The organism is Pseudomonas sp. H1_D05 (assembly GCF_054682705.1).
Genome location: NZ_CP162825.1, coordinates 3,196,317 through 3,209,348, shown reverse-complemented (window position 1 = coordinate 3,209,348; position 13,032 = coordinate 3,196,317). Strand labels below are relative to the sequence as shown.

At 58.0% G+C, this 13,032-nt stretch carries 12 protein-coding genes; 2 read left to right on the top strand and 10 right to left on the bottom strand.

Annotated elements, in window-relative coordinates:
- Positions 1 to 290: 290 nt before the first annotated feature.
- Together AB4O11_RS14325 and AB4O11_RS14320 are read right to left on the bottom strand one after the other, a co-directional pair.
- On the bottom strand, positions 291 to 1,025 hold the full coding sequence (locus AB4O11_RS14325) for a LexA family transcriptional regulator (RefSeq protein WP_093436542.1): 735 nt from the start codon (positions 1,023 to 1,025) through the stop codon (positions 291 to 293).
- 226 nt (positions 1,026 to 1,251) lie between these two features.
- Positions 1,252 to 1,998 (bottom strand): class I SAM-dependent methyltransferase, encoded by a 747-nt coding sequence (locus AB4O11_RS14320; protein ID WP_175559641.1) that lies wholly within the window; start codon positions 1,996 to 1,998, stop codon positions 1,252 to 1,254.
- A gap of 250 nt (positions 1,999 to 2,248) precedes the next feature.
- On the opposite strand from AB4O11_RS14320, the gene mutS reads away from it, so the two are divergent.
- Together mutS and fdxA are read left to right on the top strand one after the other, a co-directional pair.
- Positions 2,249 to 4,819 (top strand): DNA mismatch repair protein MutS, encoded by a 2,571-nt coding sequence (mutS, locus tag AB4O11_RS14315; RefSeq protein ID WP_460130995.1) that lies wholly within the window; start codon positions 2,249 to 2,251, stop codon positions 4,817 to 4,819.
- Positions 4,820 to 4,982: 163 nt separating this feature from the next.
- Complete coding sequence (gene fdxA, locus AB4O11_RS14310; RefSeq protein WP_007908827.1) at positions 4,983 to 5,306, top strand: ferredoxin FdxA; 324 nt, start codon at positions 4,983 to 4,985, stop codon at positions 5,304 to 5,306.
- Between the two features lie 511 nt (positions 5,307 to 5,817).
- Here the strand turns inward: fdxA and rpoS are convergent.
- From rpoS to AB4O11_RS14270, 8 genes are all read right to left on the bottom strand, one after another.
- Entirely contained in the window at positions 5,818 to 6,828 is a 1,011-nt protein-coding gene (rpoS, locus tag AB4O11_RS14305) for an RNA polymerase sigma factor RpoS (protein WP_038357938.1), read from the bottom strand.
- Between the two features lie 106 nt (positions 6,829 to 6,934).
- Positions 6,935 to 7,804 (bottom strand): peptidoglycan DD-metalloendopeptidase family protein, encoded by an 870-nt coding sequence (locus AB4O11_RS14300; RefSeq protein WP_093436549.1) that lies wholly within the window; start codon positions 7,802 to 7,804, stop codon positions 6,935 to 6,937.
- 212 nt (positions 7,805 to 8,016) lie between these two features.
- Complete coding sequence (locus tag AB4O11_RS14295; RefSeq protein ID WP_171057346.1) at positions 8,017 to 8,652, bottom strand: protein-L-isoaspartate(D-aspartate) O-methyltransferase; 636 nt, start codon at positions 8,650 to 8,652, stop codon at positions 8,017 to 8,019.
- A 41-nt stretch (positions 8,653 to 8,693) separates the two neighbouring features.
- Positions 8,694 to 9,443: a 5'/3'-nucleotidase SurE gene (surE, locus tag AB4O11_RS14290; protein ID WP_007908831.1), complete on the bottom strand. Its 750-nt coding sequence runs from the start codon at positions 9,441 to 9,443 to the stop codon at positions 8,694 to 8,696.
- On the bottom strand, positions 9,431 to 10,489 hold the full coding sequence (gene truD, locus AB4O11_RS14285; protein WP_460090008.1) for a tRNA pseudouridine(13) synthase TruD: 1,059 nt from the start codon (positions 10,487 to 10,489) through the stop codon (positions 9,431 to 9,433). The genes surE and truD overlap by 13 nt, the downstream gene beginning before the upstream one ends.
- Entirely contained in the window at positions 10,486 to 10,959 is a 474-nt protein-coding gene (gene ispF, locus AB4O11_RS14280; RefSeq protein ID WP_034149878.1) for a 2-C-methyl-D-erythritol 2,4-cyclodiphosphate synthase, read from the bottom strand. Before ispF ends, truD begins: the two co-directional genes overlap by 4 nt.
- Positions 10,960 to 11,002: 43 nt before the next feature.
- Entirely contained in the window at positions 11,003 to 11,848 is an 846-nt protein-coding gene (gene fghA, locus AB4O11_RS14275) for an S-formylglutathione hydrolase (RefSeq protein WP_460130992.1), read from the bottom strand.
- A gap of 65 nt (positions 11,849 to 11,913) precedes the next feature.
- Positions 11,914 to 13,026 (bottom strand): S-(hydroxymethyl)glutathione dehydrogenase/class III alcohol dehydrogenase, encoded by a 1,113-nt coding sequence (locus AB4O11_RS14270; RefSeq protein WP_093436558.1) that lies wholly within the window; start codon positions 13,024 to 13,026, stop codon positions 11,914 to 11,916.
- Positions 13,027 to 13,032: the final 6 nt, after the last annotated feature.

Here is a 13,032-nt window from a genome sequence, read left to right as displayed (position 1 = left end):
CTGGTGCTTTACGCTGCACACCCGGGTCAGTTGCCAACCCTCTGAACCGTTGAGGCCGGTTCATCGCTGCCTGTTCTTGTGGAACTAAAGAGCTTTCTTGCCAGCCGCTTTGTCGAGCGGCTTGGTGGCAAGAATATGCATGTATGCATATCCAGTCAATGCGCAAATGCATTTATTTGTGCACAGGAAATGCGCAGATGCATGGAAGCCCCGCAACTCAAGGGTTTGGCGGTTTCATCAAGGCGAAAAAAAACCCGCCTGCGAGGCGGGTTTATCTGAGAAGGGTCGGGTTAGCGGGCGTACATGCCCCACCAGAAGACGTGACCGAGGATGACGATTTGCTCCTCCTGGATTTCCTGGAAGCTGTAGTCCTCGTCCGGGTGTTCATCGCGATTGAAGCTGCGCAGACGAATGCCGGTCGGCAGGCGATAGAGTTGCTTCACGCGCAACTGGCCGTTGTGATTGATCGCGTACAGGTCGCCATCAATGATGTCGCCGATGCCGCACTTGCCGGCGTTGACGCCGACGGTGGCACCATCACGCAACACCGGCAACATGCTGTTGCCACGTACTGTCACGCATTTGGCCTGGTCGAACTGCACACCGTTATGGCGCAGGCTGCGCTTGCCGAAGCGCAGGCTAGAGCGCTCGCTCTCTTCGATGACGAATCTTCCTGATCCAGCAGCCAATTCAACCTCGCGAAGGAACGGCACCGATACTTCGTCATCATCGACCGGCGTATCGTCGTCCCACAGCATTATGTCCTTGAGTTCCGCGTGCACGTCATCACGCGCGCCACCGGCCGACGGCGCGACATCCGCGCGCCCGCGCAATTGATCGGTGCTCACGGCGAAGTACTCGGCGATCTTCGAAATGTGTTTATCCGAGGGATCGACGATCTTCCCGCTGAGAATCCGCGAGAGAGTGGATTGAGGCACGCCGGTGCGACGGTGGAGCTCCGTGGGGGAGATCCCGTGCTGGTCGAGCAGTGCTCTTAAGACGGAGGCTACGTTGCGTTTTTGCATAACGCGCATAGTGCTTGAAGTTATTCGCGAAGACAAATGCTAAATCGCATAGCTAATGCATAAATCAATATTTTATGCAAAAACGCTTATGTAACCACTCACAAGTCATTCAGCATCGGCTTTCAGCTACTCCCTATCAACACTTGGCTCACCGCTTTGTGACCACTCCTCTGTCCTGCTGGCGAAAAAAAGCCCGCTCAATGACGGGCTTTTGAAAAATCGGATTTTATCGCTTACAAAAGAATGTGTCCCTCCAACCTTCCGAGTAGTCGACCATAGAAACTCTGGCCTCGGGGTTGGTCTGGAAATACTCTTCCCAGTTGAACGTCTCTGTTTCATAACCAAAATGCTTGGCCATGAATTTTACTGCCTGGCGCGAAGGCCTTCCCACGATGGTGAAACCCTTGCGAGTAAGAGAATCAGTCCACGCCATCTGCTGATCATCTACCTGATCAAGCAGCATCTGAACGCCATACGGGTTGCCGTAAACCACGCGTGGATCGTTATTGGTTGGATCTGCCAGTTCCTCGGAAACAGGAGTAACTTCGGTGTCGATGACAACAAATTTTGCGCCGGTTCGTTCAATCAGGTCGAACAACTCGGCATGGCGAATAGTGTGGTAATAAAAACCAAGACAGAAAACTACGTCAAAGGTCTTGCCTTTGATCTGGTCAAATACGTCACCTTGCAGGAATTCATATCGAGAACTATCGATCCCATACTCGGTGAACGTCTCTATAGCATTTGAAATCAATTCCTGGCGCGGCTCGATTCCGGTGACATGTGCAGCCCCAGCCTGAAGGGAAGCAAAGGACCAACGTCCGTCATGGCTGGCAATATCCAGAACTCTCTTCCCTCGAATGAGTTCAGCGTTTCGTTCCATGATGGCTCGGTACCGGGAGTTCAGGCGATCCGGAAACGGGCTCGTCTGGCTGGTCTTATAAAATCGAGGAAATTCATCAAAAAATCCCATGCTATTTTCCTTATATCTGTCTTCAAGCGCTGACGCACATTTAAAGGCTGGCATCATACACCAGAGCGCCCTTTACAAGATTCGCGGAATTATTCTTTCCTGCACTAACCGCGCGCCCCTATTGACTGAAGTGTCATGAGGTAGCCTGGTTCAGGGCTATCTGAGCCCGCCGGCAACAATGCCGAAAAATTCCCTGTACCATTAGACAGATATGAGTTGTCAAATAGACAGGTAGAGCTGAACTCCGCGTATGACCGACCTTTCAAACCACACCCCGATGATGCAGCAGTACTGGCGCCTGAAGAATCAGCACCCGGATCAGTTGATGTTCTACCGCATGGGCGACTTCTACGAGATCTTCTACGAAGACGCGAAGAAGGCGGCCAAGTTGCTCGACATCACCCTGACCGCGCGCGGACAGTCGGCGGGGCAGGCGATTCCGATGTGTGGGATTCCTTACCACGCGGCGGAAGGCTATCTGGCGAAGCTGGTGAAGCTTGGCGAGTCCGTGGTGATTTGTGAGCAGGTCGGCGATCCGGCCACCAGCAAAGGCCCGGTTGAGCGTCAGGTCGTACGGATCCTCACGCCGGGTACGGTCAGTGATGAAGCGCTGCTTGATGAACGCCGCGACAACCTGATTGCAGCCCTGCTGGGTGACGAACGTCTGTTCGGCCTTGCCGTGCTGGACATCACCAGCGGCAGTTTCAGCGTGTCGGAAATCAAAGGCTGGGAGAACCTGCTGGCGGAACTGGAGCGGATCAACCCGGTTGAGTTGCTGATTCCGGATGACTGGCCGAGAGACCTGCCAGCGGAAAAACGCCGTGGCGTCAGTCGTCGTGCGCCGTGGGATTTCGAGCGCGACTCGGCGTTGAAAAGCCTTTGCCAGCAGTTCTCCACCCAAGACCTGAAGGGTTTTGGCTGCGAGAACCTGACCCTGGCAATCGGCGCGGCCGGTTGCCTGTTGGCCTACGCCAAGGAGACCCAGCGCACCGCCCTGCCCCACCTGCGCAGCCTGCGCCACGAACGTCTGGATGACACCGTGGTGCTGGACGGTGCAAGCCGTCGCAACCTCGAACTCGACACCAACCTGGCTGGTGGTCGCGACAACACCCTGCAATCAGTCGTTGATCGCTGCCAGACCGCCATGGGCAGCCGTCTGCTGACCCGTTGGCTGAACCGTCCGTTGCGCGATCTGACCGTACTGCTGGCGCGCCAGACTTCGATCACGTGTCTGCTCGATCGCTATCGTTTCGAAAAGCTGCAACCACAGCTCAAGGAAATCGGCGACATCGAGCGAATTCTCGCGCGGATCGGCCTGCGTAACGCACGTCCTCGTGACCTTGCTCGCTTGCGCGACGCCCTCGGTGCCCTGCCTGAACTGCAAGTGGCGATGACTGACCTGGAAGCACCGCACCTGCAAGGTCTGGCGACCATCACCAGCACCTACCCGGAACTGGCGGCACTGCTGGAAAAGGCCATCATCGACAATCCGCCGGCGGTGATCCGTGACGGCGGCGTGCTGAAAACCGGTTACGACAGCGAACTCGACGAGCTGCAATCGCTGAGCGAAAACGCCGGCCAGTTCCTCATCGATCTCGAAGCCCGCGAGAAAGCTCGCACCGGTCTTAGCCACCTGAAAGTCGGTTACAACCGCATTCACGGCTACTTCATCGAATTGCCGAGCAAGCAGGCCGAGTCGGCACCGGCGGACTATATCCGTCGGCAAACCCTGAAAGGCGCCGAGCGCTTCATCACGCCGGAATTGAAAGAGTTCGAAGACAAAGCCCTGTCTGCCAAGAGCCGTGCCTTGGCGCGCGAAAAGATGCTCTACGAGGCGCTGCTGGAAGACCTGATCAGCCAGTTGCCACCGCTGCAGGACACCGCCGGCGCGCTGGCCGAACTGGACGTGTTGAGCAACCTCGCCGAGCGTGCGCTGAATCTTGACCTGAACTGCCCGCGCTTCGTCAGCGAGCCGTGCATGCGCATCTCCCAGGGTCGTCACCCGGTGGTCGAGCAAGTGCTGACCACGCCGTTCGTGGCCAACGACCTGAGCCTGGATGACAACACCCGTATGCTGGTGATCACCGGCCCGAACATGGGTGGTAAATCCACCTACATGCGCCAAACCGCATTGATCGTGTTGCTCGCTCACATTGGCAGCTTCGTGCCCGCAGCCAGTTGCGAACTGTCGCTGGTCGACCGCATCTTCACTCGAATCGGTTCCAGCGATGACCTGGCCGGTGGCCGTTCGACCTTCATGGTCGAGATGAGCGAAACCGCCAACATCTTGCACAACGCTACCGAGCGCAGCCTGGTGCTGATGGACGAAGTCGGGCGCGGCACCAGCACCTTCGACGGTCTGTCGCTGGCATGGGCGGCGGCCGAGCGTCTGGCGCATCTGCGCGCGTATACGCTGTTTGCCACCCACTACTTCGAACTGACCGTGTTGCCGGAAGCCGAGCCACTGGTGGCCAACGTCCACCTCAATGCGACCGAGCATAACGAACGCATCGTCTTCCTGCACCACGTGCTGCCGGGACCTGCCAGCCAGAGCTACGGTCTGGCGGTGGCGCAACTGGCTGGTGTGCCAAGTGAAGTGATCATGCGTGCCCGTGAGCACTTGAGCCGACTGGAAGAAACCGCTTTGCCGCATGAAGCGCCGAAACCTGCCGCCAAGGGCAAACCGGCGACGCCACAGCAAAGCGACATGTTCGCCAGCCTGCCACACCCGGTGCTCGATGAACTGGCTAAACTGGATCTGGATGACCTGACCCCGCGCCGAGCTCTCGAAATGCTCTATGCACTGAAGAACCGGATATAAGCACTGAAGAAGCGGATATAACGCAAACGGCTTCAAGCTGTTAGAATCTCGCGCGGTTTGGGATGCTGCTGGCTAATAGCCTGGCCAGCAGGTATCGCTCCCGAACCTGGCGACCCCAACCGTGAAGGGGCAACGCTGCCGCCGCCTGAGGAGAAAATTAGAAATGACCTTCGTCGTCACCGACAACTGCATCAAGTGCAAGTACACCGACTGCGTAGAAGTGTGTCCGGTGGACTGCTTTTACGAAGGCCCGAACTTCCTGGTGATTCACCCGGATGAGTGCATCGACTGCGCCCTGTGCGAACCGGAATGCCCGGCTGTAGCTATTTTTTCCGAGGACGAAGTTCCGGAAGAGATGCAGGAATTCATTCAACTCAACGTTGAGCTGGCTGAAATCTGGCCGAACATCACCGAGAAGAAAGAATCGCTGCCAGATGCCGAAGAGTGGGATGGCGTCAAAGGCAAGATCAAAGACCTCGAGCGCTGATCAGCCCCGCGCTCGAACGAAAAGGCCCCTCGCGGGCCTTTTTACTTTTCTGCAGGCAAAAAAAGGGGCGGTATGACCCGCCCACATTTTTTCCCTATTCCCTGTATTCCTTTTCATCGTCCTGATGAATCGCGTCCTGCGATGTCCGTTCCCCTCTTCCTTGAAGGGCGTGTCTGTCCGTCGACACAGCCCCGATACTAGAGAGTTCCCTGACAAGAGCAATCGGCTGCGGGTGCCGAAAAAGATTGTCATAAGCACTTAATGTTAAAAAATAAACATATAAAACAATAAGTTAAATTACGGCGATGTCCGTAATCGACGTCTGCCGTCTTGTAAAAATAGGGAACACTTACGAGAGAGTAAGCCAAGGCTTACACCCCGAGACTACAAAGGATGGAAATGCCAACCGTACGTCCGACAATGAAAAAGAGCGGCGGAATGCCCAGAAAATCGAGGCCAACAAAAAACCCCGAACCAGTCGGGGCTTCTTGCGGGCGAGCGTGTGAGGCGCTTACTGGAACAGCGACTCGCTCGACAGGCCATTCTTCTCGAGGATTTCACGAAGGCGCTTGAGGCCTTCTACCTGGATCTGCCGCACCCGTTCCCGGGTCAGGCCGATCTCCAGGCCTACATCTTCCAGCGTGCTGCTCTCGTGGCCGCGCAGACCGAAGCGGCGTACAACCACCTCGCGCTGCTTGTCGGTCAACTCCGACAGCCATTGATCGATGCTCTGCGACAGGTCGTCATCCTGCAGCAGTTCACAAGGATCGGTCGGACGATCGTCGGTAAGGGTGTCCAGCAGGGTTTTATCCGAATCCGGACCCAGCGAGACGTCGACCGAAGAAACCCGCTCGTTCAGGCCAAGCATGCGCTTGACCTCACCCACCGGTTTTTCCAGCAGGTTGGCGATTTCTTCGGGTGAAGGTTCGTGGTCGAGCTTCTGCGTCAGCTCCCGTGCAGCCCGCAGGTACACGTTGAGTTCCTTGACCACATGGATCGGCAACCGGATGGTCCGGGTCTGATTCATGATCGCGCGCTCGATGGTCTGACGAATCCACCAGGTCGCGTAGGTCGAGAAGCGGAAGCCGCGCTCGGGATCGAACTTTTCCACCGCCCGGATCAATCCGAGGTTGCCCTCTTCGATCAGATCCAGCAGCGACAGCCCCCGATTGACGTAACGCCGGGCGATTTTGACCACCAGCCGCAGGTTACTTTCAATCATGCGCTTGCGTCCGGCCGGATCGCCACTTTGCGACAGTCGCGCAAAATGAACTTCTTCTTCCGGAGAGAGCAGTGGGGAAAAGCCGATTTCGTTGAGATACAACTGCGTGGCATCAAGTGCACGCGTGTAGTCGATGTACTTATGTTGTTTAAGTGAAGCGGAGTGTTTGGATTTGGAACGAACGGAAGGTGGAGCAGCCCCTTCATCATTCGACATCGAAGATTCCGAATCGATGCCGGTCTCCATAAGGAGAACCTCATCGTCGATGTCAAACTCCGGCACTTCTTTACTGAGAGCCATTGTTATAGTCCTTTGGTGAGTTCGACCCCAAGCTCAAGCGACGCCTTTATCCTTGGCAGCGCTGGAGCCTGTCCCCTCTACGCGACGGAACAGGCTGGCTTACAAATCAACGTCTTGGCAGGAACTGCAGCGGATCTACAGGTTTACCTTGGCGGCGAATCTCAAAATGCAGTTTCACCCGGTCTGTACCCGTTGACCCCATTTCGGCAATTGTCTGTCCGACCTTGACCTGCTGTCCCTCCCGAACCAACAGCCTGCGGTTATGTCCGTAGGCACTGACGTAGGTTTCGCTGTGTTTGATGATGACTAATTCGCCGTAGCCCCTTAAGCCACTCCCGGCGTATACCACCGTCCCATCAGACGCAGCTAAAACAGGCTGTCCCAAATCTCCGGCGATATCAATTCCTTTATTCAAACTACCGTTTGAAGAGAATTTTCCAATCAGAATGCCATTAGATGGCCATCCCCAGCCGGTCGGGGCTGGGCCTGCCGGAGGCAACGGCGCGGGCGCTTGCTTGTTGGCGACGGACGGTACAGCCCCCGTAGAACCGGTGGTTGTAGTGGTCGTGGTGCCATTTGCCTGGCGCCGGATTACCGTGGTTTTACTCGACGAAGAAGGTGAAGAACTGCTGTTGCTCACCACCGCCGTCGGCGTTGAACCGGTGCGGCCGTCGAAGCGAATCGTCTGACCCGGATGGATCGTATACGGCGTAGGAATATTGTTCCGGGCCGCGAGGGCTTTGTAGTCCCAGCCGTAGCGAAATGCGATCGAAAACATCGTATCGCCCGGACGGACTACATACTGTCCGGTCGTCACCGTAGGACGCTGGGCCACCGCGTTGTTGCGATCGACCACCCGCACATTGCTCGATTTGGTGCTGGAGCAACCGACCAGCAAGGTGCTCAAGACAAGGCCAGTCACCAGGCGCTGAAAGCTCGTGTTACCCATACGCTGCGCAATGACTGTGAGACTCACCCGCCGCTCCCTTTGTGGTGGCTGAAAAATGTGGAATGCCGGATGTCGGCATGAGGTGTCGCAAGTATAACGGGCCGGATCGGCTTTACCTTTAATGAAGCGAAATCGCTTCACGCACACGTTTGCCATCTGACAATCTGCTGCGTTTAAACCATCGTTGCCCGAGTAAGACAGAGGCGAACGAAAGGAATTCAGCACGCGTAAACAAATGCTCAGGCCAGTGGCCCATTGAGCAACGGCACAAAACGGACAGCCCCGAGAACATGCCGGGAAAAGCCGTTTTCCTCACGCACGATCAGCAACAATTGCTGCACTTCCCCGGAGCCTACCGGAATCACCATGCGTCCGCCCGGAGCCAGTTGATCAAGCAAGGCTTGCGGTACATCCGTGGCCACGGCGGTGACGATAATGCCGTTATAAGGTGCCAGCGCCGGCCACCCTTCCCAACCATCGCCCCAGCGGAACACCACGTTGCGCAGGTTCAGTTCAACCAAACGTTCCTTGGCGCGATCCTGCAGTACCTTGATGCGCTCAACCGAGAACACCCGCTCAACCAGTTGTGACAACACCGCCGTCTGGTAACCGGAACCGGTGCCGATCTCCAGCACCTTATCCAGTGGGCCCGCCTCCAGCAGCAGCTCGCTCATGCGCGCCACCATATAAGGCTGGGAAATCGTCTGGTTATTGCCGATCGGCAGCGCCGTGTCTTCATAAGCACGGTGTGCCAGCGCTTCATCGACGAACAGGTGACGCGGCGTACGCCGGATCACTTCCAGCACCTTGGCGTTGGACACGCCCTCTTCGTACAGGCGCTGGATCAGCCGCTCGCGGGTACGCTGAGAGGTCATGCCGATCCCGCTGCGCAGCCTGTCTTCATGTTCACGGGCCATCAGCGCAGTCCCTCCAGCCAGCCATCGAGGCTTCTGAACGCATCGTTGAAGGTTCGATCGAGCTGCAACGGGGTGATGGAAACGTAGCCCTGCATCACCGCATGGAAGTCCGTGCCCGGGCCGCCGTCTTCGGCGTCGCCGGCTGCAGCAATCCAGTAACCGGCCTTGCCACGCGGATCGACCACTTTCATCGGCGCCGCCGCACGGGCGCGATGGCCGAGGCGGGTCAACTGAATACCGCGAATATGGTCGATCGGCAGATTGGGAATGTTCACGTTGAGCACCGTGCGCGGTGGCAGATCAAGCCCGGCATGGGCCTCGACCAGTTTGCGCGCAAAGTAGGCCGCTGTCGGCAGATTATCCACCTGCCGCGAGACCAGCGAAAAAGCGAACGACGGACGCTCGAGAAAACGTCCCTCAAGGGCGGCCGCCACTGTCCCGGAATACAGCACGTCATCGCCAAGATTGGCGCCGAGGTTGATCCCGGAAACCACCATGTCCGCCTCGCGCTCCAGCAAGCCGTTGAGGCCCAGGTGCACGCAGTCGGTCGGAGTGCCGTTGAGGCTGATAAAGCCGTTGGCCAGGTATTGCGGGTGCAGCGGACGGTCGAGCGTCAGCGAACTGCTGGCGCCGCTTTTGTCCTGCTCCGGGGCGATAACCACGCACTCGGTGTAATCCGCCAGCGCAGCATAAAGCGCGGCGAGACCGGGTGCGGTTACCCCATCGTCGTTAGAAATCAGAATACGCATGGGCTGTCCGTCTGCCCCACCGGCACCAGATCAACGAGTTCGCGCACCAATACGGTGGCGAAGCATCCGGCCGGGAGGACGAATTCCAGTTGCAGAATGTCAGGCTGGGGATAATGCCACGTCAACCCGCCAATGGGCAGCCGCAGGATGCGACGTTCGTGGCTCATACCGGCGTTGATCAACCAATCGCGCAGCTCTGCTTCACCGGCAGCAATCCCCTGCTCCAGATCATGGACAGCGCCTGCGGTCGGCGAGTCACCCTCGCCCCACTGCGGGCCGGTCGGATGCAGGTCAAGAATCGCCAGACGCGGGTCGCTGCACTCGGCTTCACCGGCCGGGAAAAAACTGCGGCTGTCGGTGAACGCGAGCAGGTCGCCGACCAGGGCTTTTTGCCAGGTGCCATCGGCCACTCGTGCGGCGAGCACCTTGTTGAAGAGAAAACTGCGCGCCGTCGAGAGCAGGCGCGAACGCACATTGCGTTGTTCCGGCAAGGCCTTGCGCGCCGCCCACGAACGCGCGTCAACGACGTTGCCGCCGTCGTGGCCGAAACGCTGGGCGCCGAAATAATTGGGGATGCCTTGTTGGGCTATCAGCTGCAGGCGCTGCTCAATCGCCGCTTTGTCGCCGTCGAACTGAGTCAAACGCAAGGTGAAACCGTTGGCCGAATGCGCACCGCGTTGCAGTTTGCGTTTGTGGCGAGTGGTCTTGAGAATCTTCAGCGTGTCGTTTTCCGCCGCCGACAGATCCGGATCGGCCTTGCCCGGCAATTGCACGCTGAACCACTGGCGAGTCAGCGCCTGACGATCCTTGAGGCCAGCATAGCTCACCGTGCGCAACGGCACGCCGGCAGCCTTGGCGATACGCCGCGCAGCTTCTTCAGTGTTCAGGCCGCGTTTTTCGACCCAGATCCACAGATGTTCGCCATCGCCGCTGAACGGAATATCGAGGACTTCATCGACCTGAAAGTCTTCAGCGATGGCTTTCAGTACCGCAGTGCCGAGGGGTTCACCATAGGCCCGCGGGCCGAGCAATTGCAGTTCGTTCATGCGCGCAGCAACAAGGCAACGGAGTGCACGGCGATGCCTTCTTCGCGACCGACAAAGCCGAGCTTTTCGGTGGTGGTAGCTTTCACGTTCACTTGATCCAACTCAACTTGAAGATCCGCCGCGATCAGCGCGCGCATCGATTCGATATGCGGGGCCATTTTCGGTGCTTGGGCAACGATAGTGTTGTCAACATTGCCGACTTTCCAGCCTTTGGCATGGATCAGCGCGACCACATGACGCAGCAGCGCACGGCTGTCGGCGCCCTTGAATTGCGGGTCGGTGTCCGGGAAATGCTTGCCGATATCACCCAGCGCAGCGGCGCCGAGCAAGGCATCGCTCAAGGCGTGCAGCAGGACGTCACCGTCGGAATGAGCGAGCAGCCCGAAGCTGTGTGCGATGCGCACGCCGCCCAGAGTAATGAAATCGCCTTCAGCGAAACGGTGCACATCATAGCCGTGGCCAATACGCATAAAAAAACGCCCCGATTTTTGTCAGGGCGTGATTCTACCTGCATTAGTCCCGAAGGGCTTGTGCGTGATGCTGCAAGTGGTCGTCTATGAAGCTTGAGATGAAGAAATAGCTGTGGTCGTAGCCCGGTTGCAGGCGCAATTTCAGCGGATGACCCGCTTGTTTTGCCGCTTGTTGCAGAGCTTCGGGGTTGAGCTGGGTGGCGAGGAAGTCATCGCGATCCCCTTGATCGACCAGCAGCGGCAGTTTTTCATCCGCCTCGGCAATCAGTGCGCAGGCATCCCACTCTTTCCATTTGGAACGGTCTTCGCCCAGGTAGCGCGAAAAGGCTTTCTGACCCCATGGGCAATCCATCGGGTTGTTGATTGGCGAGAACGCCGACACCGATTGATAGCGTCCCGGGTTACGCAGCGCGCAGACCAGCGCACCGTGACCGCCCATGGAGTGACCGCTGATGCTGCGTTTGTCCGAGGCCGGGAAATGCGCTTCGACCAGTGCAGGCAACTCATGCACGACATAGTCATGCATCCGATAGTGGCGCGACCAAGGTTCCTGCGTGGCATTCAGATAGAAACCGGCACCGAGGCCGAAATCCCACGCGCCATCCGGATCACCCGGCACATCCGGCCCACGGGGGCTGGTGTCCGGCGCAACGATGATCAGACCCAGTTCGGCAGCCATGCGCATCGCGCCGGCCTTTTGCATGAAATTCTCGTCGGTGCAGGTCAGGCCGGACAACCAGTACAGCACCGGCAACTTGCCGCCCTGCTCCGCCTGCGGTGGCAGGTACACGGCGAACACCATGTCGCAACCGAGCACGTCTGAGCGATGGCGATAACGCTTGTGCCAACCGCCGAAACTCTTCTGACAGGAGATGTTTTCCAGACTCATGTAAAGACTCCTACACGGTCATGAGCGCAAGCCTTCAAGACTTGCGCCCATGTCGCCACGATTGATCAGAAATGAATGACGGTACGGATGCTCTTGCCTTCGTGCATCAGGTCGAAGGCCTTGTTGATGTCTTCCAGGCCCATGGTGTGGGTGATGAAAGTATCCAGCGGAATCTCGCCGCTCTGGGCCATGTCGACATAGCTTGGCAACTCGGTACGACCGCGCACGCCGCCGAATGCCGAACCGCGCCAGACGCGACCAGTCACAAGCTGGAATGGACGGGTTGCGATTTCCTGGCCGGCACCGGCCACACCGATGATCACCGACTCGCCCCAACCTTTGTGGCAGCACTCAAGGGCGGCGCGCATCAGTTGCACGTTGCCGATGCATTCGAAGGAGAAGTCGACGCCGCCATCGGTCATGTCGACAATCACTTCCTGAATCGGACGATCGAAATCTTTCGGGTTTACGCAGTCGGTAGCGCCGAGTTGTTTGGCGATCTCGAACTTGGCCGGGTTGATGTCGATGGCGATGATTCGCGCAGCCTTGGCTTTCACCGCGCCAATGACTGCGGACAAACCAATGCCGCCCAGACCGAAGATGGCCACGGTGTCACCGGGTTTGACCTTGGCAGTGTTGAGCACCGCACCGATACCGGTGGTGACGCCGCAGCCCAGCAGGCAAACCTTTTCCAGCGGCGCATCTTTAGAGATCCTGGCCACGGAGATTTCCGGTAACACGGTGTATTCCGAGAATGTCGAAGTACCCATGTAGTGGAAAATGGTTTCGCCCTTGTAGGAAAAACGCGAAGTGCCGTCCGGCATCAAACCCTTGCCCTGAGTCGCGCGAATCGCCTGACACAGGTTGGTCTTGCCCGACTTGCAGAATTTGCACTGGCCGCATTCCGGGGTGTACAGCGGAATGACGTGATCGCCCACCGCAACCGAGGTCACGCCTTCGCCGATCGCTTCGACGATGGCGCCGCCTTCGTGGCCGAGGATCGACGGGAAGATGCCTTCCGGGTCTGCACCGGACAGGGTGTAGGCATCCGTGTGGCAAACCCCGGAAGCCACCACGCGCAACAACACTTCACCGGCCTTGGGCATGGCGACATCGACTTCTACGATTTCCAGCGGCTTCTTGGCCTCGAAGGCAACGGCGGCGCGCGACTTGATCATGCTGAC